Here is a 24,361-nt window from a genome sequence, read left to right as displayed (position 1 = left end):
TGTGTTGATTGACACACCGCCATCGGGGGCAAGCCCCCTCTCACACTTTGATTTTCATCTACCTGAAGTTCACTGCATCCAGGGCGGCGGCGGTTCTTCTGCCGTCTTGGCCGATGGCGCATCGTCCGCCGCACGAATCGCTTGCTTGCGCTCTTCGTCCAACCGCGCCGCTTCGATCTCGCGGATCACACCGCCCACGTCCGCCAGTTCTTCCGGCTCGTCGAACTCACCGGTCAGGATACTGGCTGGGTGCAAGGTGCCGGCTTCGTACAACGCCCACATTTCCTTGGCGTACTTGGTCTTCTTCAGCTCCGGGGCAAAGCGCCCGAAGTAGGAAGCCATGTTGCCCACGTCCCGCTCCAGCATGTTGAACGCGTGGTTGTTGCCCGCCGCATCGACTGCCTGGGGCAGGTCGATGATCACAGGGCCGGTCGGCGTGAGCAGTACGTTGAACTCGGACAGGTCACCGTGCACCAGCCCGGTACACAGCATCAGCACGATCTGGGAAATCAGGAAGGCGTGGTATTCGCGCGCCTGGTCCGGCTCCAGCGTCACGTCGTTCAGACGCGGCGCCGCATCGCCGTACTCGTCGGCCACCAGCTCCATCAACAGCACGCCTTCGAGAAAGTCGTACGGCTTGGGCACGCGAACGCCCGCACCGGCCAGGCGGAACAACGCCGCCACTTCGGCGTTCTGCCAAGCATCTTCGGTTTCTTTCTTGCCGAACTTGGAGCCCTTGGCCATGGCCCGGGCCTGACGGCTGTTACGGACCTTGCGGCCTTCCTGGTATTCGGACGCCTGACGAAAACTTCGTTTATTCGCCTCCTTGTAAACCTTGGCGCAACGCAATTCGTTGCCGCAGCGCACCACATAAACAGCTGCTTCTTTACCACTCATGAGTGGGCGCAGCACTTCGTCGACCAGACCGTCTTCGATCAGGGGTTCAATGCGTTTAGGAGTCTTCATCAGCTTTTATTGTGGGTCCTGTATTACCAAACACGCGTGTGGCACTCGTTATACGGCAATCCACTCGTTGGAGGGAGAGGCTACCGCAATTTCCTGTAGGAGCGAGCTTGCTCGCGAAGAACTCAAAGGCAACGCGTTTATCCAGGATGCACGCGTTATCCGTGACATCTTTCGCGAGCACGCTCGCTCCTGCAAGGGGGATTCGTCAAGCCTCGTTCATCGTTCAATGATCGCCGTCACGCCCTGCCCCCCCGCCGCGCAGATCGAAATCAAGCCACGGCCCTTGCCCGCCGCATCCAGCAACTTGGCCAGGTTGGCGACAATGCGCCCACCGGTCGCGGCAAACGGATGCCCGGCGGCCAGTGAACTACCCTTGACGTTGAGACGGCTGCGGTCGATGGCGCCCAGCGGCGCCTCCAGGCCCAGGCGCGTTTTGCAGTAATCGGCGTCTTCCCAGGCCTTGAGCGTGCACAACACCTGGGCAGCGAACGCTTCATGGATCTCGTAGTAATCGAAGTCCTGCAGCGTCAGGCCATTCCTCGCCAACAGACGCGGGACGGCGTACACCGGCGCCATCAGCAGGCCTTCGGCACCGTTGACGAAATCCACCGCCGCCGCTTCGCCGTCGCGCAGGTACGCGAGGATCGGCAAACCGCGCTCCCTGGCCCAGGCCTCGCTGCCCAGCAGCACCAGCGAGGCGCCGTCGGTCAGCGGCGTGGAGTTGCCGGCGGTGAGCGTGCCTTTTTCACTGCGTTCGAACGCGGGCTTGAGCGCGGCGAGTTTTTCCAGGCTCAGGTCGGGGCGCAGGTTGTTGTCGCGGGTAAGGCCCAGAAACGGCGTGAGCAAATCGTTGTGCCAGCCTTCGGCGTAGGCGGCGGCCATGTTCCGGTGGCTCTGCAGTGCAAGCTGGTCCTGCTCGGCGCGGGGGATCTGCCAGGTCTGCGCCATCAGCTCGCAGTGCTGGCCCATGGATAACCCGGTGCGCGGTTCACCGTTGCGCGGCAGCTGCGGCTTGAGGTGATGCGGACGAAGTTGTAACAGGACTTTAAGCTTATCCGCCATGGACTTGCTGCGGTTGGCTTGCAACAACAGCTTGCGCAAGCCTTCATTGACCCCAATCGGCGCATCGGAGGTGGTGTCTACCCCACCGGCAATGCCGCATTCGATCTGGCCCAGGGCAATCTTGTTGGCCACCAGCAAGGCGGCCTCCAGCCCGGTGCCGCAGGCTTGCTGCACATCGTAGGCCGGGGTTTGCGGCGACAGGCGCGAGCCGAGCACGCATTCACGGGTGAGATTGAAGTCGCGGGAATGCTTGAGCACCGCGCCGGCCGCCACCTCGCCGATGCGCAGGCCGTGCAGGTTGAAACGTTCGATCAGGCCCTCCAGGGCGGCGGTGAGCATCGCCTGGTTACTGGCCGTGGCGTAGGGGCCATTGGAGCGGGCGAAGGGAATGCGATTACCGCCAATGATCGCCACACGGCGCAATTGAGTCATGGAAAGCTCCCTCTGTCTGTTATGGGCTTGATCACTGAGCCTAGTCGAACGACTGCTACCCTGGGATGGTCAACCCTTTGAACCCCAGTCTTCGGAGAGCGTTCCATGTCTGACCGTTATATCGACTTCGCCAACTCCAGCCTCGGCCATCGCCTGGTCGCCGCCCTTGGCCTGCCGTCACCGGTACGCCTGGAACGCTGGCAAGCCGGGCGCCTGCGCCCGGTGGAAGGTGCACTGCTGCTGGGCGGCGGCGCGCTGGCGAATAAAATCCTGCCGTTTGCCAACAAACTCACCGATGCGTTGTACAGCTATGGCGCCCAAACGCTGGACGCGCCGGCGTGGATTCCGGGGCACGGCCCCAAACTCAAGGCTGTGGTGTTCGACGCCAGCAACTTGCAACACACCGACCAGCTCAAGCAGCTGCGCGAATTCTTCCAGCCATTGCTGAAAAACCTCGCTCCCAGCGCACACCTGGTGATTCTTGGCCGCGCGCCGGAAAGCCTCGGCGATCCGTTCGCCGCCAGCGCCCAGCGCGCCCTGGAGGGGTTCAGCCGTTCCCTGGCCAAGGAGCTGCGCAGCGGCGGCGTGCTGCAGTTGCTGTACGTGGGCGAGGGTGCCGAGGACCAGTTGGAAGGCGCGTTGCGGTTTTTCCTGTCACCCAAGAGCGCCTATATCTCAGGGCAAGTGATTCGCCTGGAGGCCTGCGCCACGCCGGTCGAGGATTGGACGCGCCCGCTGGCCGGGCGCAAGGCGCTGGTGACCGGCGCTGCCCGGGGTATTGGCGCCTCCATCGCCGAGACCCTGGTGCGCGATGGCGCCGAGGTGATCCTGTTGGATGTGCCCCAAGCCAGGGCCGACCTTGACGCCCTGGCCGCACGCTTGAACGCGCGTACCCTCACGCTGGATATCTGCGCCGAGGACGCCGCCGCGCAGTTGATCGAACACTTGCCCGACGGCCTCGATATCCTGGTGCACAACGCCGGTATCACCCGCGACAAGACCCTGGCCAACATGACCCCGGAATATTGGGACGCCGTGCTGGCGGTCAACCTCAATGCGCCGCAAGTGCTGACCCAGGCACTGCTCGACAGCGGCACCCTGCACGACAACGCCCGCGTGGTGCTGCTGGCCTCCATCAGCGGCATCGCCGGCAATCGCGGGCAGACCAACTATGCCGCGAGCAAGGCCGGGCTGATCGGCTTGGCCCAGGCATGGGCACCGCTGCTGAAAACCCGTGGGATCAGCATCAACGCCGTCGCACCCGGCTTTATCGAAACGCAGATGACCGCGCATATTCCGTTCGCCCTGCGCGAGGCCGGCCGGCGCATGAGTTCCCTGGGCCAGGGCGGCGTGCCGCAGGACGTGGCCGAAGCCGTGGCCTGGCTGAGCCAGCCGGGCTCGGGTGCCGTCAGCGGCCAGGCACTGCGGGTGTGCGGGCAGAGTCTTCTGGGAGCGTGACTATGCAATGGCAGACAGTGGACAGCACACCGTTTCTACCGCCGCTGTACTGGCGCGCGGCACTCAAGCGCAAGATCACCGGCAGCGCACTGCCCGAACATGGCCTGCGTTGCCAGGTGCGCGTCGATCCCAAGGCTGTCGCGGCGTACCGCAAGGTCTGCGGGTTTGCCGACAGCCCGATGCTGCCGGCGACTTATCCGCACATCCTGGCGTTCGGCCTGCAGATGCAATTGCTGACCGACAAGACCTTTCCATTCCCGTTGCTGGGCCTGATTCACCTGAGCAACCGCATTCGCGTCCATCGACCCCTGGGCGGTGTGAGTGAGCTGACCGTCGGCGTGTACACCTGCAATCTCAAGCCCCACGCCAAGGGCGCGACCTTTGACGTGGTGACCGTGGTCGAGGATGCCTTGGGGCTGCTCTGGGAAGCCCAAAGCACAATGTTATGCCGTGGTGTGAAGCTTGAGGGCGAGACCGTGGAGCATGGGTTGTCGGTGCACGTGCCCCTCAGCGAGCTGTCCCGTTGGAAAGCCCCGGCTGATATCGGTCGACGTTATGCCCGCGTGTCCGGCGATTACAATCCGATTCATCTCAGCGCACCGACGGCCAGACTGTTCGGCTTCCCCCAGGCCATCGCTCACGGGTTATGGAACAAGGCCCGCACTCTGGCGGCGCTGGACCAGCACCTTCCGCTCGCCAATGTCGACATTGAAGTTGAGTTCAAAAAACCCGTACGCCTGCCCGGCGAAGTGATACTGATGACCAGCGGCGCCGGCTCAAGTGGCGAGTTAGTGTTGAACGGCGCAGGGGCTATTGAGCATATGCTCGGGAAGTGGCAACCGATTGCCTGAAGTCCACTGTTTAATTGTATATATACACCTTAAGTTATAGCGGACCCGCCCGGGTCCGCTTTTTTTATTCAACTTATTGATTTTCATAAACTATATTTACTGAACTTCTACACTTTATACCGTTTGTATTAGCGCTTAAGCCGACTAAGACCTTATGTATATAAATCGTTAATACGAAGTTGAGCGTTGCGAGAAAACCGACCCAGGTCTGTGATTAATCACACGGACAAACGTATCGCTGGCCGAAGAAACGGCGAACGTTTGAAACAACCAAGGTTGTACCTGGTGCAAGGAACTCAATCATGAAAACTCAAGTCGTGTTCTGGAAAGCAAGTACCGCACTGGCGTTGATTCTGGCAATGAGCCTCGGCGGCTGCAGCAGCGGTGGTGGCGGACACAAATCAAGCGTGGCGGCGTCGTCGCCGGATGCTGGCGCAGGTGCCGGTGGCGGTACGGGGGGTGGCACCGGCGGCAGCACGGGTGGTGGTACCGGTGGAGGTACAGGCGGCGGCACGGGTAGCGGTACCGGTGGTGGCACTGGCGACGGCACGGGTGGCGGTACCGGTGGCGGTACCGGTGGCGGTGCCGGTGGTGGTGCCGGTGGTGGTACAGGCGACGGCACTGGCGGCGGTACCGGTGGTGGCACTGGCGGAGGCACAGGTGGTGGCACTGGCGGCGAAACAGGTTCGACAGCCACTCCGCTCGTCACTGGCCGGATCGCCGGCACCCTCGGCACCACCGTGGGCAATGTGGGCGCAGCGGTGGGTGATCTCGGTTCGACCTTGAACGGTGTGCCCATTGTCGGCACGACGGCAGGCGGCCTGGTCACTTCGGCCGGCACCGCCGTCACCAGCATCGGCACCGGCGTCACCGGTGGCCTGGGCTCCCTGGGCACCCGCCGTAACTCGCTGGGCATCACTGTGTCGGGTGTCGGCAACGGCGTGTCCGATTTGGGCGGTGGCCTGTCGACCACCGGCCGATCGCTGTCGACCACCCTCGGCGGTGTCCCCGTCGTCGGCGGCCTGACCGGCGGCGTGGGCGGCGCAGCCGGTGGTGTGGTGGATAACGTGGGCACTGCCGTGACAATGCTCGGCGATACCCTCAGCACCGCCAGCACCACCGGTCCCTTGGGCGCCCTGACCGGCAACGTGAACCGCAGGGTACTGGTGCCGGTGGTTTCACTGGTGGAAAACACCACCGGCAACCTCGGCAATGCCACAGGCCTGGGTACGCCTGTCAACGGCCTGGTGGGCAAAGTGGGCGCCGCCGTCACCGGCCTCGGCACCCAGGTCGCCAGCACCGGCGGTACCGGCGGTACCGGCAACCCTGTGACCACGCTTGTCGGCAACGTGCTGACGGGCGTCGGCGGCACGCTCGACCAGTCCGGCGGCTATGTCGCGCCCACCGGCGGCGCCGCAGCCCCCGGTATACCGGAGCTGGTCGGCGGCCTGGTGAACAACGCAGGCACCGGCCTCAACGTCGGCAACACCAACGGCACCGTCAGTGCAGCCGGTGTGACCGGCGGCGCATTGGGCAACACCATTGCTTCGGTGGGCACCGTACTGGGTGGCACGGGTGTCGCCAACACCGGCGCCACCGCCCCGGTCGCAACCGTGACCGCCAACGTCGGCGCAGCCTTGAACCCAGTGACCTCCGGCGTCACCACCGTGACGCAAAACATCGGCACCACCACCGGCGTCGGTGCTCCGGTCAACGGCCTGGTGACTCAAGTCGGCGGCGCCGTCAGCAGCCTGGGCACTAACCTGAGCACGGCCAGCGCCAACCCGGTCACCACGACCCTGGGCACCACCGTAACCGCCGTGGGCAATACGGTAGGCTCAGTGGGCGGCCTGGTCACAGGCGGCAACGGCGGCACCGGCGGCACTGCAACAACCGGAGGCCTGGGCGGTTTGGTGAACGGCCTGACCGGCAGATAGAAAATGCACCTGGCCGATTAGACGGTCTCCCCTGCGGCACCTACGCTTGGTTGAGACGAGAGACACGGAGTCAGTCTCTCGTCTTTTTGCTGGGCTGCCGCAGTTGACCAAGGAGTGTCCCATGCGCGTGTTCACGCCGTTGTTCCTGCTGACCCTCAGTGCTTACGCCCAGGCCGAGACCCTTCCCAACTTCCTCAACAGCAATGACACCATCCGCACCTTGCCTGTACCCAACCTGCCCGCCGACGCCTATCGACCGGCCACGCCGCAACCCAGGTGCCTGAAGCGCAGCCCACCGCCGGCCAGCCCCTGTTGATGGACACCAGGGTGACCATCCGCAAACTGCAGATCGAAGGCGGCACGATCTATCCGCTCACCGAGACGGCCCAGGCCTATGCACCGCTGATTGGCCATGAGACCAATCTTGCGCAATTGATCGAAGCCACCCGAGGCATCACCCGTCGCTACCAGCAGGACGGCTACCTGTTGTCCTACGCGTTCCTGCCGCAACAGACCTTCGAAAACGGCCTGGTCCGCGTGGTACTGGTGGAAGGCTACATCAAGGATTACCAGCAAAGCGGCGATGTCGGTGCGGTGTCGGCCTATGTCGACAAACTGGCGCAAAAGCTCCTCGCCGAACGCCCCCTCACGCGCAAGACCTTCGAGCGCTACACCACCCTGATGAGCCGCATCCCCGGCCTCACCGTACAAGCGCAAGTGCCGCCGCCGGGCACCACCGATGGCGCCACGCACATGCAGATCCAGGCCAGCCGCAAGCCCTTCACCAGCAGCATGAGCCTGGTGCAGAAAAGTCGGGGCGGCACCCAAGCCTTGCTCAGCGCCACCAGCCATGCGCAAACCGCCCTGGGCGAACAGTTGAGCGTCAGTGGCCTGTTCCCACCGGGCGAGGACAAAGAGCACTACTACCGCGTGGACTACAACCAATTCATCAATGCCGAAGGCACCCAACTGGCACTCGCCGCAGAGCGTTATCGCGCCGATCCCCACAGCCGTGTGCAACTGGACGGCGGCTTCGAACTCAAGCCCCATCAGTCGATCGATCGCTACTCCGTCGGCCTGAGCCATCCCTTCATTGCCTCGCCCACCGAGTCACTCACCCTGGGCACGCGCCTGTACGCGGTGGACCAGACCACCCGCTACAAACTGGTGGGCTACCCGCTGCGCTTCGATATCGAATCCAACCTGCGTGCCCTGGCGTTCGAGGGCGACTGGCGCAAGGCCGACGCGCGACAGCTGCGCATCCTCACCGGCGGCCTGTATCACGGCATCGACGGTGTGGGCGCCAAGGCGCGCAGTGACCTGGACGTGGCCAAACCGGACCTCGACTTCTTCCGCCTGCGCCTGTCCGGCGTACAAAGCGACAAGTTCTTCGACAACTGGCAAGGCGTGCTCTCGGGTGCGCTCTACTGGAGCGACAACAGCCTGCCCGACAGCGAACGCGCCACGTTTGGCGGGCAGAACTTCGGCCGTGGCTACCCCGACGACCAGGGCTCGGGCGACAAGGGATGGGGCGTGGCGTACGAGGTCAACTACAGTTTCAACCGCACCGGCGATTGGCTGAAGGTGCTGCAACCCTACGTGGTGCTCGACCGCGCCAGGACCTGGTTCAACGACCTGCCGGTCAAGGCCGGCGACATGTCCTCGGCGGCGGTGGGTTTGCGCTTTGGCGATAACAAGTACTACAACATCGCCCTGGAGGCCGCCAAGCCGATGTCGGACATCGCCCTGGACAGCTTCAACCGGCGTGCGCGGTACACGCTGAGCTTCAGTTATCAGCTGTAAACGCCAAACATCCCTGCAGGAGCGAGCTTGCTCGCGAAGAACGTCAAGGCGACGCGGGGAACCTGGATGCCCGCGTCATCGTTAGCGTTCTTCGCGAGCAAGCTCGCTCCTACACCTACAGTTGATGAATTGTCTGGGGGAAAAGACTGTTGAGCGTATCGATCAGCCGCACCAGATAGATGGGTTTGCGAAACAAGTCCAGCACCTGCAGGCGCAGCATGTCGCTGACGTCATCCATCTCGGCATGGCCGGACATCACGATCACCGGCAGGTGGGAACGGGAAGTGTGCTCGCGCAGGCGCTTGATCAAGGAAATCCCGCTTTCCTCGGGCATGCGCAGGTCGGTGATGACCAGGGCGATATCGGGGTGCAGGGTGAGTTCCTGCAGGGCGAATGTCACGGAGGTGGCGGTAAAACAAACGAAGCCCTCGTTCTCCAGCGACTCCGCCAGTTCAACGAGGGCATCCTCTTCGTCGTCCACCAGCAGGATTTGCTGGCGGGGGGATACAGCAGCGTTCATGGGCACGTCCTGATCTTGCCAATCAAAAACCTAAAGTACCCGCGCAGTGCTGCCTGCCTGAGGGTCAGGGCGTGATGGTGCCTGTAATTTTCTCAAACAACGCGGTGATCTGTGGCGACAGTGTAGTCCCGGCTGCCAATATCACAAGCGCGACGATGGCCACCAGAATGAGGTATTCAATCGCTGTGGCCGCCTCTTTACGCGCAAAGAGCACCCGCAGTTGAACACAGAGTTTCATCAACAGATTGAGGATCATGATCCTGCTCCTTGCGCTCCGACTGCTTAAGGCGTTGGGGTAATCGCGGTGGTGATTTTGGTGAAGAACGCGGTGATCTGAGGCTTCAGGGTGGTCCCGGCTGCCAGTATGACCAATGCCACGATGGCGACCAGAATGAGGTACTCGATGGCCGTAGCCCCTTCCTTGCGCTGAAACAGCAACTGAAGTTGCACGTGAAGTCGAATCAACAGGTCAAGCAACATAAACACTTCTCCTCAGGCGACCAAGCGCCCTATCCCGGTGCTGCACAGTAATTGCGATGTGCCACCTGAGCATTGCCAACAAACCCCGGCCTCACAACTGTAAGAATTGACTAGTCATAAAGTAGTAGGGGCCTCTCTGACCTCGTAAATGCGTGTTTTCAAAGGGGGCGCACCTTGCATGCCGAAGAAATCTTTGCGTCAGTAATGGCATTTCGTCCTAGCTGAACTACCGTCAAATAGCGAAATAGTTAGTCACTGTTCATAGCAGCCAGGCTGCGACGTAAGCCTGCTGGATAGGCGGGCTGTGGTGTAGCAGGAAATGGAGAGCCGTCATGAACACGCGTCTGAGCATGGTACTGGCCGGTGTGTTACTGGTCGGTGCGCTGTTTGCCGGCTATTGGGGCTTGGTCCTCAGCCGTGAGCCCACCCCGGCGCCGCCACCGCCACCCGCGGCAGCTCCCGCCGAACAAGCCGTTGCCGCGGTGGAAGACCAGACCCGTCAATCGGTCGTCGTCCTGGCCCACGATGTGCCCCCCTTCGTCGCCCTGGTGGCCGCTGATCTGAGCATCGAAAAACTGCGCACGGCACCGGCCGGCAGTATGAGCAGTGTCGAGCAGGCCATCGGCCGTACACCGTGGCGCGCACTCGGCGCCGGCAGTTGGTTGAACGACGAAAGCTTCACCCCCGGTGGGCCGCTGGCGCGCATGATCCGTGCCGATGAACGCGCCCTGGCCGTCGCCGTCGATGAAGTGATTGGCGCCGCCGGCCAGTTGAGTCCCGGCGACTATGTGGACGTGCTGCTGTACCTGCGCCAGGACGCCGCCAACCTTGAACAATCGGCCCAAGTGGTGATCCCCGCCATACGCCTGCTCAGTGTCGGTGACCAGATGGGCCTGACCAACGACGGTACTCCGGCGTCTGCTCGTGCGCTCACCGCCGAAGAGAAAGCCCAGCGCCAGGCCCCCTCACGCACGGTGGTGCTGGCCGTGCCCGAACAGCTGTTGAGCCGGTTGATGCTGGCCACCCAGGCCGGCACCCTGCGCCTGGCCGTGCGCAGCGCCGACGAACGCTTGCTGAGCCGCTACTGGGCCGGCGAAGGCGACGCGCCGGGCAACCTGCAGAACGCTAACCGCGACCTTTATCAGTTCACGCAATTGGCCTTCACCCAGGCCCCCAGGAAAGTGGCCCAGAGCAGTGCCCCGCGCCGGGCCGGTGTCGAGGTGATCCGTGGCAATCAAGCAACCCAACAAACACCCGACTGAACAAGGATGCTGTGCATGAGCCGACGTTTCATACCGGTGTTCACAGGGAAAATCGCCTGCGCCCTGCTGCTGTCGCACCTGGCCATGAGCCTGGCCGTGGCCGCTCAGGGCAATTGCGCCAGCCTTGGGCAATTGCCCGCCGCGTTGTCGGTCGGCGAGGGCCTGCAACAGGCACTGCAATCGCCGGTGGCGATCACGCGCCTGGCCATTGGCGATCCGAAAATCGCCGACGTTCATCTCAATGGCGACCGGGGCTTCCTGCTCACCGGCGTCGGCCCCGGCACCACCAGCCTGATGGTCTGGACCGCCTGCTCGACCACGCCGCGCCAGAGCATGGTGTTCGTCAAGGGCAAGGCCAACAGCGCCCTGACCAGCCTGTCGCTGTCGCCGGCCGATGATCCGCTGCTGCCCAGCCAGGTCCAGACCGACATCCGCTTCGTCGAAGTCAGCCGTACCAAACTCAAGGAGGCCAGCACCAAGATCCTCGGCATCGGCAACAACTTCTTCCTCGGCAGCCCGAACTTGCTGTTCCCCACACCCAGCACCTTCAAACTGCCGGTGAGCGCGGACAACTTCAATATCGGCTTTGGCGGTGGTCGCGTCTCGGCGATGATCAACGCCCTGGAAAGCAGCGGCTTCGCCTACACCCTTGCCCGGCCAAGCCTGGTGGCCATGAGCGGGCAAAGCGCAACCTTTCTCGCCGGGGGTGAAATCCCGGTGCCGGTGCCGAGCAGCGGCAGCGACACCATCTCGATCGAGTACAAGGAATTCGGCATCCGCCTGACCCTCACGCCGACCGTGGTCGACCGTAACCGCATCTCCCTCAAGGTGGCGCCGGAGGTCAGCGAGCTCGACTACACCAACGCCGTGGTCATCGAAAATATCCGCGTGCCGGCCCTGACCATCCGCCGCACCGATACCAGCGTGTCCCTGGCCGATGGCGAAAGCTTTGTGATCAGCGGCCTGATCAGCAGCAACACCACCACCAACATCGGCAAGTTTCCCGGCCTGGGTGACATCCCGATCCTGGGCGCGTTCTTTCGCGATTCCTCGGTCCGACGCGAAGACAAGGAGCTGCTGATGATCGTCACGCCGCACCTGGTGCAACCACTGGCGGCCAATGCCCAGCTGCCGGCGTTGCCCGGTGAAAAAGTGCGCAACTACGACCCGAACTGGTACCGCCTGTTCTTCCTGGAAAACGGTAATTTCGACCGGCTCAACGGGCTGTCCCAATGAGCGACAACCTGAGCCAGACGTTCCTGGCAATCACCCGCAACACCACCGACCTGGAGTGGCTGCAGGGCGCGCTGGCGCCCCTTGGCCAAGTGGTCAGCGCCGGCAGCGGCACCCTCGATGAATTGCTCGCCCTGGTCGATGTAACCTTCGCCAACCTGGTGTTCGTCGGCCTTGACCGCGAGCACCTGGTGGCCCAGAGCGCGCTGATCGAAGGCGCCCTGGAAGCCAAGCCGATGCTGGCCATCGTCGCCCTCGGTGACGGCATGGATAACCAGTTGGTGCTCAATGCCATGCGCGCTGGAGCGCGGGATTTCGTCGCCTACGGCTCGCGCTCCAGTGAAGTCGCAGGCCTGGTACGCCGCCTGAGCAAGCGCCTGCCGCCGGTGGCGACCAACACGCTGCTGGGCGGCCTCTCGGTACTGTACGGCACCCAGGGCAGTTCCGACGGCGCACTGCTCACCAGCCACCTGGCGCTGGTGGTGCAAAAGAGCGGCCAGCAGACGCTGTTGCTCGATCTGGGCCTGCCACGCGGTGACAGCCTGGCGCTGCTGGGCCTGGAAAGCTCGTTCAACTTCGGCGATGCCCTGCGCCACCTGAGGCGGCTGGACACCACCCTGATCAACAGCGCCTTTACCTCGGTCGAAGGCGGCCTGCGCATTCTCGCCTACACGCACAACGACGAGCCCCTGGAGCGCACCAGCGCCGCCGAGCTCTACATGCTGCTCAGTGCGCTGCGCCAACACTTCCAGCACATTGTGGTGAACCTTGCCGGCCAGCCGGACAGCGAAGCCCTGCGCACCTTTGTCAGCCATTGCGACAAGCTGCTGTGGTACACCGATCAGAGCGTGCTGGACTGCCGGCGCAACCTCGCCGTACTGAACCTGTGGCGCGAAAAAGGCATGAAGCTCGACCATGCCAGACTGCTGATCGATCGCTACATCAAAAGCTGCGCGCCGGACGCCGATGCCTTGAGCAAAAGCTTCGGCCTGGAAGTGATTGCCGTGTTGCCGCTGAGCGCGGAGGTCCGGCTGAACGCCGAGAACCAGGGGCAAACCCTGTTTGCGCTGACACCGCGCGAAGCCTTGACTCAGGCGCTCAAGACCCTGGGCGAGCGCCTGGCGAAACGTTCGCAGGACGCGAATCGAAAATCCTCCAGCCGCTGGCTGGAGCGCTTGTTGGGAGCCGATAAATGACCAGCGAAAAACTCTTCGGCGCCCCCGCACGAGGCGTGGGTGGCAACACCGACCACGACGGCCTGAAACTGGTGCTGCACCGCTACATCATCGATGCCATCGAAGAGTCGGGGAAAAACCTGCTGGAAGGCTCGCGCCAGTCGCTGGCGCAATTTGTCATCGACAAAGTCGCCGAGTACATCAACCGCATGCACCTGGCGATCTCGCGCTACGAGATGGAGCGCCTGGCCGAAGAAATCGTCGACGAACTGACCGGTTTCGGTCCGCTGGAAGTGCTGCTGCGCGACCCGGCCGTCACCGAAATCCTGGTCAATGGCCCGCACCGGGTGTTTATCGAGCGTGACGGCCTGCTGCACCAGAGCGACCTGCGCTTTATCGACGCGCACCATGTGGAGCGCGTCATGCAGCGCATCCTCGCGCCGCTGGGGCGGCGCCTGGATGAGTCGTCGCCGATGGTCGACGCACGCTTGCCCGATGGCAGCCGGGTCAATGCGATCATCCCGCCGATTGCCCTGGACGGGCCGTGCCTGTCGATTCGAAAATTTCGCAGGGACATGCTCAAAAGCAGCGATCTGGTGGCCATGCAGACCATCGACCAGAACATTTTCGACTTCTTCCAGGAAGCGGTGGGCAAGCGTTGCAACATCCTCATCAGCGGCGGCACCGGCACCGGTAAAACCACACTGCTGAACATCCTCAGTCAGTTGATCAACCCCCATCAACGCCTGGTCACCATCGAGGACGTGGCCGAACTGCAACTGGCCCACCCCCATGTCGTACGCCTGGAAACCCGTCCACCCAATGCCGAAGGCCATGGTGAGGTCAAGGCCAGCGACCTGATCCGCAACGCCCTGCGCATGCGCCCCGACCGCATCATCCTCGGCGAAATTCGCGGCGTGGAAGTGATCGATGTCCTCACCGCAATGAACACCGGCCACGACGGTTCCATGAGCACCGTGCACGCCAACAATGCCGCCGATGCGTTGCTGCGCCTGGAAACCCTGGTGGGCCTGACCGGTCGCGTGGTCGCGGAAAAGACCCTGCGCCAGATGATCTGCGCGGCATTGGATGTGGTGGTCCAGTTGACCCGCCTGCCGGACGGTCGTCGTTGCGTCAGCGAGGTGGTCGAAGTGGTGGGCATCCGCGACGACGTGTACGTGACCAACACGCTGTTTCGCCATGACCGGCGTACCGGCTTCGGCTTCGTGCGCGAGGCGCTCAACCCGGCCGGCGAAAAACTGCGCCGCGAACCGGCCTAGCCCTGGAGGGGAATCGAGCATGACCGGGGCCATCCTGCTGTGCATCTGCCTGATCCTGATCGGCCTGTCGGTCCGCTCATTCCAGAACGGCTTGCGCCGCGCCCGTACCGAACGCGTGCTGGACCGCCTCGCCGAAGGCCAGCCGCAGCTCGTCGAAGAAAGCGCTTCCTGGAGCGGCGTGGAACGCATGTTCCTGCGCGCCGGCCTGGGCAAACCCAGTGACAACCTGCGCCTGTGGCTGACCGCCTGGGGCCTGGGCGCCGTGCTGGGGGTGATGCTCGCCGGTTGGCTCGGCCTGCTGGTGATGCTGCTGTTGCCGCCCGTGCTGCTGCGCCTGTACCTCGCCTGGCGTTACCAGCGCCGGATCAAACGCATGATCGAGCAACTGCCGCAATTGCTCGACCACACCGTGCGCAGTCTCAAGGCCGGACGCACCCTGGCCGACGCGGTGCTGGGCGGTATCGAGGTGGCCGAAGACCCGCTGAAAAATGCCATGGGCCGAATGCGGCGCAACGTGCAGTTGGGGGTCAGCCTGCCGGAGTCCGCCCACGATTTCGCCGAATTCTACGAACGCGACGAGTTCCGTTTGTTCGCCCTGGGCTTGAAGGTCAATCACCGCTACGGCGGCAATGCCAGCGAGCTGTTGGAAAACCTGATCAAGATGATCCGCGAGCGCGAGCAAGCCGCGCGCCAGCTGCGCGCCCTGACCGGCGAAACCCGGGTGACCGCCTACGTGCTCACCGCGTTGCCCATTTCGATGGTGGGCTATTTCCTGGCGGTCAACCCGGACTACCTGATGACCATGTGGAACGACGGCACCGGCCGCCTGCTGTTGTTCGTCGCCCTGATCATGCAGGTGCTCGGCTGCTTCACCCTGTGGCGCATGTTGCGGAGCGTATGAGATGGCTATTTCATTGCTGATCAGCGCCGTGTTGTTTCTGGCCGCCCTGGCGCTGGTGCTGGCCAACCTGATCAAACATCGGCGTGGTCAGCGCCTGGTTGCCCAGCGCCTGCAAGGCCGGATGGGCCGCGAACACCGTCTCGGTGCGATGATGCGGCAGTTGGGCAACAGCCCGCTGGCGCAACGCTCGGTCAGCCTGGACAACGAAACCCAGACGCTGCTCAACCGCGTGGGTTGGCGCAAAGCCAACCAGCGCTCGATGTTCGCCGCCTTCCAGATCGGCACGCCGGTGCTGCTGCTGATCGTGACCCTGATCACGCAGCAGGTGCTGTTTCCCAAGGGCGACTCGCCATGGCTGGTGCCCCTGATCGCGCTCGGCATCGGCTACCTGTTGCCCAAGCGTATCCTGGCCAGCGTGGCCAAGGCCCGCCAGCAGCGCATCTCCCAGGAAGTCTCGACGTTCATTCCGCTGCTGCGCATCCTGTTCGAATCGGGCATGGCGGTCGAACAGGCGCTGCGTGTATTGAGCATCGAAGCGCAACGCCTGCTGCCGGCGCTGACCCATGAACTGCGGCTGATACTGAACCGGGTCGACTCCGGCCTTGAGCTCAGTGAAGAGTTGGGCAAGACCGCCAGGCTGCTGGCCGTGGACGAGTTCACCGACACCTGCATCATCCTCCAGCAACTGGTTCATCAGGGCGCCGGCGCGATGAAGTCGTTGCTGGCGCTCAAGCAATTGCTCGACGACCGGCGCCTGACCCGCATCCAGGAATTTGTGTCGAAGATGTCGGCGAAGATGTCGGTGGTGATGATGGTGTTTCTGTTTCCCGCCTTGCTGATCGTGCTCGGGGGGCCGGCATTCATCGGCATCACCCGGGCCTTGAGTAACTTATGAGGAATGCTCGATGAAAGCCTTGATCGCCGGTTTGAGCCTGTTGCTGCTCGGTGGTTGCGCCACCGATGGCCAACCCCCCTGGAGCGCCCTGACGGCCCCCGGCAGTTGCCCCAAGCCCGACGCCGAACAGACGCTGTCGTTGAACCTGGCCGATGAAATGGCCAACGACGGCAAACTGCACGCCAGCCTGGCCAACCTGCACACCCTGCCGGCCAGTTTGCCCCAGGTGCGCCTGCGCCAGGCCAAGGCGTATCGCTTGCTCGGGCGCAGCGCCGAGCCGCTGTACCGCAGCCTGCTCGGCACCTGCATGGCCGCCGAAGGCGAACACGGCCTGGGGCAAATGGCCGCGGCCAAAGGCGACAACGGCCTGGCCATGGCCCATTTGCAGCGCGCGGCGCGGCTGGCGCCCACCGACGAGAAAATCCGCAATGACCTGGGCGTGGTGTACCTGAACCAACTGCGCCTGGAAGATGCACGGTTTGAATTCATGACCGCCATGGAGCTCAAGCAGAGTGACCCGCTGGCGGCCATCAATCTGGTGACGCTGCTGATCTATCAAGACAACTGGAAGCAGGCCGCGCAGGTGGTCAGCCAGACAGGCCTGGGCCCCGAACAAGTCACCCAGGCCCAGGCCCGCGCCGAGCAACTCAAGGCCTCAAGCGTCAAGGCCGCAAAGGCCAAGGATCAGATCGCCACGGTCAGTGAAGCCCACAGCAACCCGAGGAATTGACGATGAAACTGCCCTGTCTTGCCAGCCTGGCCGCGCTGGCCCTGCCCCTCAGCGTCATGGCCATCGAGCCTGGCCCGTCCTCCCCGCAGCAGGCCGCCACGGAGGACTGGCTGGCCCTGCAGGTCAGTGGCCGAGCTGCATCCACCACGCCACAGGCAGCCTCCGCCGCCGAACGCGACCTGGCCGCGCAGCGCTGGGTGGACAGCTTCAAGCATGAGATTCCGGAGTTTTTCGAGCAGAAAGTCGGCGGAAAAACCGAGGGCGGCAACTGAGCACGCAAAAATGTAGGAGCGAGCTTGCTCGCGAAAAACTCACAGGCGCCGCGTTCATTCAGCAAGCACGCGTTATCGTTGACGTTTTTCGCGAGCAAGCTCGCTCCTACATCATCATCGACCGTTGCCTTCAGTGCGCCGTCACCCGCTGGCGCATCGTCGCGTTGTTGGGCGCCAACGCCAGGGCCAACTGCGTGCGGTTATGCATATGCGTCAGCCGCAGCACCTGGGAAACATACAGCTTGACGGTGTTCTCGGTGATGCCCAGCTCGCAGGCAATCTGATAATTGGTCTGTCCCTTTCCGACCAGCCTGGCCACGTCCAGTTGGCGCGGTGACAGTTGGTGGAAAATCGCAGGCATTTCAACCTGGCCCGCCTCCTGCGTCGAGGCCTCTTCAGCGTCCGGCCCGGGCGGACTGCGGCGCACTTTATCGAGATCCTGGTACAGGTCGTCGATCGTTTCGGAGAGAAATTGCAGCTTCTGGTTCAGGTTGCCCAGTTGCAGGTCTTTCCTGCGCTCCTGCAACGCGACTTCCTGGCGCTGCAAACCTTCGAGCAATTCGTCCAGATTGATTGGCTTCTGGTAGTAGTCCGCGATGCCGGCGCGCAAGGCCTTGATCACGTCCTGCTTGTCGGAGCGCCCGGTCAACATGATCGACTCGAACACCCGCTGCCTGCCGGCAATCTTTTGCAGCGCCTGGACCAACTCGATGCCGTCCATGCCCGGCATATGCAGATCGCACAGCACCAACCCGATTTCACTGTCTTCGCTAAAGCGCTTCAAGGCTTGCTGACTGGACTCACAGGGGACACAACGGAACCCGCTGCTTTCAAGAAACTCACACAGCTCTTCCACGATCAGCGGCTGATCGTCGACCACGAGCACTTTTACCGCAGAATTAAGCTTGTTCACGCGCTACTCCATGCCTGGCAAGCCAAAGATTGACCCATCCTCAAACCACTCAATTCCTATACAACGCCTTATTAAACGTAGACGTACTTCCCGACTCTGTACATAGCGCCAGAGCCCTGCGGCGCTCAGTGGATCCAAAACCAGACCAGCGTAAATCCCACCAGCAGGAAGGGTGCAAACGGCAGTTTTTTTGACGGTTCGGGGGCCAGGTGCCCGAGGCAATCCGTAAGCCTTTGACCCATAAGCGGCCAGAGCTTTGGCGCCAGCAACAGCCAGAGCACACTCGTCAGGGCGGCGCCGATAAACGCACCCAATAAATACTCGGCGTCCGAGACCAATGCCAGGGCTGCGAGCAGCTTCACATCCCCGGCGCCGAGACGGCCCAGGGCGTAACCCGGCAAGGTCAACAGCAGCGCCAGCACAAATGCCCACAGGCCTTGGCCGACCGAGGCGCCGAGCCAGGTGCTGCCGGTCCAGAACAGGTAGACCCCGCCCAGCAATGCAACCCCCAGCGTCAGGCGGTTGGCGAGCAATCGCTGCCGCGTGTCCTGCACCGCACACACCACCAACCACACCATCACCACTACACCCTGGATCACGTAAAAAACCTGCCTTTTCGCTGATTGATTCTATGCTGATATCAAGTAGTAGCCGTCAGGGTAGACGCGGTGATGAAAACTAGCCTCCCCCACAAGCAGAAAGGCACAGCCGCGATCGAGTTCGTGGCCGTCTTCGTGATTTTTTTCGCGGTGTTCTATGGCATGGTCAGCTATAGCCTGCCGCTGCTGTTGCTGCAGTCGTTCAACCAGGCCACCGCCGAAGCGGTACGCCTCAGCGTGGGGCTCGACCCGGCGATGCAGGGCTACAGCAGCGCCGTGCAAACCACCGCCAGAAGCGCAATCAGCGACCGCCTGAAGTGGATCCCCAGCGCCTATCACTTCGATGCGGCAACCCATGTCAGCACCACGTTCGTGAATGGCCTGCTGTCGGTACAGATCGACTATCCCTCAGCCAATCTACAGGCGGTGATGCCCTTCATCGTGCTGCCCGGCATTGGCAGCGTGCCGCAGTTGCCGGCGACGCTGCGGGCCCAGTCGAGCTTGCAGTTTTGACGTCGGGGGACACGCTGTTCGGGCGTTTGCTTGGCCGTAGCGCTGCGCTGGCAATCCTACCCGCTGCGCCGCCTTCGGCCGGTTTGCAGGTGCAACTGGATGCGCAGGGCCAGGTGCTCGGTATCAGCGGCACACTGCGCTCACAGCTGGCGCCCCATGCCGAGGCGGCGCCGCTGCGAGCCTTGCTGCGCGCCCATAGCGCCCTGACGGTGGAGGGCGTTCCCGCCGACTGGCAGCGCCATAGCCTTGACCTGGATTTCCAGGGCATCGCCGGGCAGGTGCTGCACACCCGTGCCACCCTCGAGCCGCACGACACCGGGTGGCGGCTGCATGCGGTGGATATCGGCGATCTGCTCAGCGGCCGACGACTGGCCGAGCAGCGTGAACAGAACCAGCAATTGACCAGTCAGGCCAGCGAGCAATTGCGCGTGTGCAGCCTCAGCCGCTTGCCCGAGGTGTTCAACGACCAACTGTGCAGCGTGGCGCAGCGCTGGCGAATCCCGTGTATCGCCCTGGCGCTTGTTGATCAAGAGGACCAGGGCTGGGTGATCTACAGCCAGTACGCCCAGCATGACGCGCCGCAGTTGTGGCACACCGGGCAGCGCCTTGGCACGTGCCTGGACTGCCTCGACGGCACCGTTCCCTCGAGCCTGCACGTCACTTACGGTCACGGGGAGCACCCGCGGCTGCACAGCGTGTTCGGCAATGCCGACGGTTTCCTGGTGCCCTACCGCGATGCCCAGGGTGTCGCCGCGTGGCTGTTGTGCGCAGCCTTCAGCGGTGAAGCCGACACACGTGAGCGCGACTGGCTGGACCTCGCCGCCGCCCTCGCCGCCCCGCTGCTCAGCCGTCTGCGTGAACAGCACCACCATCTGCAACTGGAACGCCAGGAAGCCCTGCAGGGTTTGCTGGGCACCGGCTGGTGGGAATTGCTGCCCGCCGGCGGCGAGATCCAGCTCGCACCGCAGTTGATGCGCAACCTGAGCGGCGAAGAAAGCCCTACCCGTCAACGCTTGGAAACCTGGCTGAACCTCATCCACCCGGCCGATCGCCAGGAACTGCACAGCCGCCTGCACGACTTGCAGACCCTCGGCAAACCCTTGCTCGCCAGCGTGCGCCTCAACCGTGGCGACAGCGACCAGCCACCCACTTGGTACCGCGTGCAGGGCCAGGCCCTGGGCGCCGGTGAGCAGCGCCGCTGGATCGGCTTCATGCTCGATATCAGCGACGTCAAGAACCAGCAACTGCAAGCCGACGCCGCCCACGCCCGCCTGGACAACCTGATCGCCAGCTCGCCGGCGGTGATCTATGTGCAGCGCTACGTGAAAGGCGCCCTGGAGCCGGTGTTTTTCAGCGACAGCCTGCTGCCGCTGCTGGGCCGCACGCTCGCCGAATGCAGCCACGACAGCCTGGTGCAATGGGTCCACCCGGATGACCGCGACCTGTATTTCCAGCGTACGCGCCAACTGCTGCGCGAAGGCAGTGTGCGCAGCCGCTACCGGGTCCAGGATAAACACGGCGACTACCACTGGCTGCTCGACGAAGCCAAGTTGCTGCGCGACGACCTCGGCCTGCCGGTGGAGGCGGTCGGCCTGTGGCTGGACGTCACCGAGGCCACCCTGGCCGCGCAACAGGTCAAGGACAGCGAGGAACGCTACCGCATCCTCGTGGAAGACTCCCCGGCGATGATCTGCCGCTACCGTCCGGACCTGACCCTGACCTTTGGCAACACGCCCCTGGCCAACTACCTGGAGTGCCTGCCCGGCCAATTGCCGGGGCTGAACCTTGGGCACTGGTTATCGCCCGAGCAACGCGCGGCGTTCGTGGCGCGCATCGAGCAACTGACCCCGGAATTTCCCGTCAGCACGGCGGAAATCAGCCTGCAACTGCCGGGGCGCGAGCATGCCTGGTGGGTGTGGTCGGACCGTGGCGTGTTCGACGAACACGGCAATCTGCTCGAAGTGCAGGCCGTGGGCCGCGACAACACCGAAGTGCGGCGCTCGCAACAGCAACTGACGCAAAGCGCGAAAATGGCCACCCTCGGCGAAATGGCCACCGGCCTGGCCCATGAGATCAACCAGCCGCTGAACGTGATGCGCATGGCCATCGTCAACGTACTCAAGCGCCTGGGCAATGGCGACGCGCAGATCGACTACCTGACGGAAAAACTCCAGCGCATTGACGCGCAGGTACAACGCGCGGCGCGGGTGGTGGACCACATGCGCGTATTCGGCCGCCGCTCGGAAGTCGAGCAGCAGCCCTTCGACCCGGCGCAGGCGGTGGAAGGTACCCTGTCACTGCTCAGCGAAGGCCTGCGCGGCAAGGGCGTGGAAATCAAACTGACCCAGGCCGATACGCCTGTGCAGGTCAGAGGCTACGCCGACCAGCTGGAGCAAGTGCTGATCAACCTGATGGTCAATGCCCGCGATGCGCTATTGAGCCTGAAGCAAAAGCACCCGGACCTGCGCCCATGTATCGCCCTGCACACCGAACACGACAGCCGCCACGTGCGCATCTGGGTCGAAGACAACGGTGGCGGCATTGACCCGCGTTTGCTGGAGCGCATCTTCGAGCCGTTCTTCACCACCAAGCCGATTGGCGTGGGCACCGGGCTGGGCCTGTCGGTGAGCTACGGCATCGTTGAAAACATGGGCGGACGCCTCAGCGTCAGCAACGGCGAACACGGCGCGCGGTTCTGCGTGGAGCTGCCCAGGGTCACCGATGCTTAAATCACCAGATAGGCCTCGCCGGCCTGGCCGCAGCTCAGGTTGGCGCCCACGGTCACGCTTGCCAGGCTGATACCCAAGCTGCTCAACAGGTTGTTAAGGATCGGATTGAGCAGCGGGCTCAGCACATTGTTCAACATGGGCGTCACCAGCGTGCTGACGCCACTGAGCAACGATACCGTGCCGGCGATCACGCTTCCCAAGGGGTTGCTCCCCACCGGTTGATAAGCAGTAATGCCGACGCCATTGAGGGCTGTGGTAAGGCCACTGACCAGGTTGGTGGCCGGTGCAAACGTTTGATAGCTGGGGGCCAGCCCCACATTGGCGGGCATGGCAAAGGGCGTGGTGCTGGAAAACACCAGGTTCTGGATACTATTGCTGCCCGCAATCGGGCTTTGTACCTTGATCCCGACGCCGCCCCCCGCAAACGGTACGCGAGGGTCGCAACTGCCGATGCCGAGGATCTTATGGCACGTCTTGATGCCGAAATCGATCAAGGCCAATGGCTCCACGGTCATTGGCTGTGTGGATGAAAATGCATTGCTGATATTGCCCACGTTCAGCGATGCCGCCGAGGTGGTGGTGTAGGCCGTCAAGCTCTTGGTGCCCGCGCCTGCCGCCGGGCAGCTATAGGCGGTGACATAGCTGCTGGCGCCGCCGGCATCCAGCACGATCTTCAGCGGCAGGTTGCCCGGCAGTGCCAGCACGTCCAACTGTTGGCAACCGGCGCCCAACAGGCAAAGCGTCGAGTTAATCGTGGTCACCAGGTTCAAGCTCAACAGGCCGTTGAGGACCGGTGTCAGCGGCCCCACCAGGTCATTTACCGCCGTGGTCAAGCCGGACAAACTGCCGAGCACCGGCAAACTCACGGTTATCTGCGTGCGCAGTTGGGCGGTGCGCACATAAATTTTATTCGGGCCCAACGGGTTGGCCGCCGCCAGCATCGGATTGCCGATGGCCGATAACTGCGGCGGCTCCATGACTTTGATCTGCGTGGTGATATTGGCCAGCCCCAACAGGCTCACGGGCAGCGTCACCGCCGCCGCGCTCTGGTTGCCGGCCAGTTGCACCACGCCCTGGACCAGCTGAAAGAGCTGAAGATTGGCATTCAGCGCGGCGGCGGTGATACCCGTCTGCAGCTGCAGGATTTTGCCCAGTGTGAGCGGCAACGGATTGTTGAGCGTCGCCCCTTTGATAGCACCCAGCGCGGTGACTGCATCCAGCGTCAACGGGTCGCTGCCCAGCACGGTGATTGCCGCCTGAACCAATTGCGAGGCGCTCACCGTGGTGCTCAGCAGTTGGGTGTAGTCGCCGGCGGTGACATGCAGGTCGACGGCCAATTGATCGAGGTAACTGAGCATATTGATATTGCTGTTGAGCAGGCCGTTCCAGCCGAGCACAGAAACATTGACCCCACCACCGAGCAGCCCACTGAACACCGCGTTCATCATGCTGGCACTGGCGGTATCAAAGTTAACCAACGTGCTCCTGATGCTCAACTGCGCAATCGGCGGGGTGGGTTTGGCCGCCACTGCCGTCGCGCTCAACCGGGTATTGAGGTTGACCGAGTTACCCGACATCAGCGACCAGATGCCACCGGCCACGCTGGTGGGCACGGTTTTGGCGACCACCACCTCAATGGCTGACGACAGCGCCGGGTTGGCAGCAAACACCCGTCGGCCGGAAGCCGCCGTGGTTACCGCGCCGCAGCGGGTGACCAAGGTATTGCCGTTACCCGTCACAAATTTATTACGCGCGCCACTTTGCGTCGCATACGCTGCTGCGCTCAAACCCGCTGCACACGTGCCATTGCGGCTTACGGCCTCCAGCGCTGCGGTGTCCGCGACCCCTTGCAGCTTGCGTTTTTCCAGGTAAAGCCGCCCGCTGTCCACCGCCAGCAACGTAAACGCCAACACCAGCCCCAACACACCCACCGCCATCAGGCCGATAGCGCCACGTTGCTTGCCATGAAATCGGGGAGACATCGAGCACTCCTGTGCCGGCGAGTCGCCGAGCGTTTACGCTCCTGAGGGTATGGATGAGTGTAGACAAGAGTGGCGGCTGGCAAGGGTCAATGTGGAAGGGGGTTGCCGCCGATGAACAATATCTACAGAACTTCGCAGGCTACAGCCGTCAACGCTAACCACGATGCGAAGCGAGTCGCTCTTGATCTTGATCTGCTTTTGATATCAAGCGCCCCGTCAAACCATGCTGGCTGAACGCAGGAGCGGATATGCCCCCAGCATCCTGGTCGGCCCAGAGGCCGCCATCGGGGGCAAGCCCCCTCCCACATTTGGATCGCGGACTGGCAAATGATGCCGGTCGGCTCTAAGGCCGCCGCGCTTTTGCTTTT

Annotated in this window: 21 protein-coding genes and 1 pseudogene; 14 read left to right on the top strand and 8 right to left on the bottom strand. The window is 63.2% G+C overall.

Annotated elements, in window-relative coordinates:
- Positions 1-69: 69 nt before the first annotated feature.
- On the bottom strand, positions 70-966 hold the full coding sequence (locus BFP89_RS16380; protein ID WP_065886495.1) for a PA4780 family RIO1-like protein kinase: 897 nt from the start codon (positions 964-966) through the stop codon (positions 70-72).
- Between the two features lie 216 nt (positions 967-1,182).
- Positions 1,183-2,460 (bottom strand): acetyl-CoA C-acetyltransferase, encoded by a 1,278-nt coding sequence (locus tag BFP89_RS16375; protein ID WP_065886494.1) that lies wholly within the window; start codon positions 2,458-2,460, stop codon positions 1,183-1,185.
- Between the two features lie 105 nt (positions 2,461-2,565).
- Here BFP89_RS16375 and BFP89_RS16370 point away from each other — a divergent pair, with 105 nt between their 5' ends.
- From BFP89_RS16370 to BFP89_RS16355, 4 genes and pseudogenes are all read left to right on the top strand, one after another.
- On the top strand, positions 2,566-3,918 hold the full coding sequence (locus tag BFP89_RS16370; RefSeq protein ID WP_065886493.1) for a 3-oxoacyl-ACP reductase: 1,353 nt from the start codon (positions 2,566-2,568) through the stop codon (positions 3,916-3,918).
- Between the two features lie 2 nt (positions 3,919-3,920).
- Positions 3,921-4,769 (top strand): MaoC family dehydratase, encoded by an 849-nt coding sequence (locus BFP89_RS16365; RefSeq protein WP_065886492.1) that lies wholly within the window; start codon positions 3,921-3,923, stop codon positions 4,767-4,769.
- 302 nt (positions 4,770-5,071) lie between these two features.
- Positions 5,072-6,706: a collagen-like triple helix repeat-containing protein gene (locus BFP89_RS16360; protein WP_065886491.1), complete on the top strand. Its 1,635-nt coding sequence runs from the start codon at positions 5,072-5,074 to the stop codon at positions 6,704-6,706.
- 121 nt (positions 6,707-6,827) lie between these two features.
- Positions 6,828-8,509: pseudogene (locus BFP89_RS16355) on the top strand (ShlB/FhaC/HecB family hemolysin secretion/activation protein).
- A 115-nt stretch (positions 8,510-8,624) separates the two neighbouring features.
- Here BFP89_RS16355 and BFP89_RS16350 read toward each other — a convergent pair.
- The 3 genes from BFP89_RS16350 to BFP89_RS16340 all read right to left on the bottom strand — a co-directional run bounded on the left by BFP89_RS16350 (position 8,625) and on the right by BFP89_RS16340 (position 9,509).
- A complete protein-coding gene (locus BFP89_RS16350) occupies positions 8,625-9,029 on the bottom strand; it encodes a response regulator (protein WP_065886490.1) in 405 nt (134 codons plus the stop codon).
- Positions 9,030-9,093: 64 nt separating this feature from the next.
- Positions 9,094-9,285 (bottom strand): Flp family type IVb pilin, encoded by a 192-nt coding sequence (locus BFP89_RS16345; RefSeq protein WP_065886489.1) that lies wholly within the window; start codon positions 9,283-9,285, stop codon positions 9,094-9,096.
- Between the two features lie 26 nt (positions 9,286-9,311).
- Entirely contained in the window at positions 9,312-9,509 is a 198-nt protein-coding gene (locus BFP89_RS16340) for a Flp family type IVb pilin (RefSeq protein ID WP_065886488.1), read from the bottom strand.
- A gap of 332 nt (positions 9,510-9,841) precedes the next feature.
- On the opposite strand from BFP89_RS16340, the gene cpaB reads away from it, so the two are divergent.
- From cpaB to BFP89_RS16300, 8 genes are read left to right on the top strand one after another with little or no spacing between them, the layout of a single operon-like run.
- Positions 9,842-10,771, top strand: a complete 930-nt coding sequence (gene cpaB / locus BFP89_RS16335) for a Flp pilus assembly protein CpaB (RefSeq protein ID WP_065886487.1) — start codon at positions 9,842-9,844, stop codon at positions 10,769-10,771.
- A 15-nt stretch (positions 10,772-10,786) separates the two neighbouring features.
- Complete coding sequence (locus BFP89_RS16330; RefSeq protein ID WP_065886486.1) at positions 10,787-12,007, top strand: type II and III secretion system protein family protein; 1,221 nt, start codon at positions 10,787-10,789, stop codon at positions 12,005-12,007.
- Positions 12,004-13,200, top strand: a complete 1,197-nt coding sequence (locus BFP89_RS16325; protein WP_065886485.1) for an AAA family ATPase — start codon at positions 12,004-12,006, stop codon at positions 13,198-13,200. The genes BFP89_RS16330 and BFP89_RS16325 overlap by 4 nt, the downstream gene beginning before the upstream one ends.
- Entirely contained in the window at positions 13,197-14,459 is a 1,263-nt protein-coding gene (locus BFP89_RS16320; RefSeq protein ID WP_065886484.1) for a CpaF family protein, read from the top strand. Before BFP89_RS16325 ends, BFP89_RS16320 begins: the two co-directional genes overlap by 4 nt.
- Positions 14,460-14,478: 19 nt before the next feature.
- Positions 14,479-15,360, top strand: a complete 882-nt coding sequence (locus BFP89_RS16315; RefSeq protein WP_065886483.1) for a type II secretion system F family protein — start codon at positions 14,479-14,481, stop codon at positions 15,358-15,360.
- Between the two features lies 1 nt (position 15,361).
- Positions 15,362-16,255: a type II secretion system F family protein gene (locus BFP89_RS16310; RefSeq protein WP_083208086.1), complete on the top strand. Its 894-nt coding sequence runs from the start codon at positions 15,362-15,364 to the stop codon at positions 16,253-16,255.
- 10 nt (positions 16,256-16,265) lie between these two features.
- Positions 16,266-16,985 carry a tetratricopeptide repeat protein gene (locus BFP89_RS16305; RefSeq protein WP_065886482.1) on the top strand — a complete coding sequence of 240 codons (720 nt, stop codon included), beginning with the start codon at positions 16,266-16,268 and terminating at the stop codon, positions 16,983-16,985.
- 2 nt (positions 16,986-16,987) lie between these two features.
- Positions 16,988-17,257 (top strand): DUF3613 domain-containing protein, encoded by a 270-nt coding sequence (locus BFP89_RS16300; protein WP_065886481.1) that lies wholly within the window; start codon positions 16,988-16,990, stop codon positions 17,255-17,257.
- Positions 17,258-17,387: 130 nt separating this feature from the next.
- On the opposite strand, the gene BFP89_RS16295 is transcribed toward BFP89_RS16300, so the two are convergent.
- Together BFP89_RS16295 and BFP89_RS16290 are read right to left on the bottom strand one after the other, a co-directional pair.
- Positions 17,388-18,170: a response regulator transcription factor gene (locus BFP89_RS16295; RefSeq protein ID WP_065886480.1), complete on the bottom strand. Its 783-nt coding sequence runs from the start codon at positions 18,168-18,170 to the stop codon at positions 17,388-17,390.
- A 125-nt stretch (positions 18,171-18,295) separates the two neighbouring features.
- On the bottom strand, positions 18,296-18,766 hold the full coding sequence (locus BFP89_RS16290; RefSeq protein WP_170827586.1) for a prepilin peptidase: 471 nt from the start codon (positions 18,764-18,766) through the stop codon (positions 18,296-18,298).
- A gap of 75 nt (positions 18,767-18,841) precedes the next feature.
- Here BFP89_RS16290 and BFP89_RS16285 point away from each other — a divergent pair, with 75 nt between their 5' ends.
- Together BFP89_RS16285 and BFP89_RS16280 are read left to right on the top strand one after the other, a co-directional pair.
- The gene (locus BFP89_RS16285) at positions 18,842-19,282 is read left to right on the top strand and encodes a TadE family protein (protein WP_065886479.1); all 441 of its coding nucleotides are present in this window, start codon (positions 18,842-18,844) and stop codon (positions 19,280-19,282) included.
- Entirely contained in the window at positions 19,279-22,011 is a 2,733-nt protein-coding gene (locus BFP89_RS16280; protein ID WP_065886478.1) for a PAS domain-containing sensor histidine kinase, read from the top strand. Before BFP89_RS16285 ends, BFP89_RS16280 begins: the two co-directional genes overlap by 4 nt.
- Here BFP89_RS16280 and BFP89_RS16275 read toward each other — a convergent pair.
- Positions 22,008-23,993, bottom strand: a complete 1,986-nt coding sequence (locus tag BFP89_RS16275) for a pilus assembly protein TadG-related protein (protein WP_065886477.1) — start codon at positions 23,991-23,993, stop codon at positions 22,008-22,010. The genes BFP89_RS16280 and BFP89_RS16275 overlap by 4 nt on opposite strands.
- Positions 23,994-24,361 lie beyond the last annotated feature (368 nt).

This window comes from Pseudomonas sp. 31 R 17 (assembly GCF_900004915.1).
GTDB classification, from domain to species: Bacteria; Pseudomonadota; Gammaproteobacteria; order Pseudomonadales; family Pseudomonadaceae; genus Aquipseudomonas; species Aquipseudomonas orientalis_A.
The sequence above is the reverse complement of the archived record's forward strand: the minus strand, read 5'-3'. Positions and strand labels throughout refer to the sequence as shown.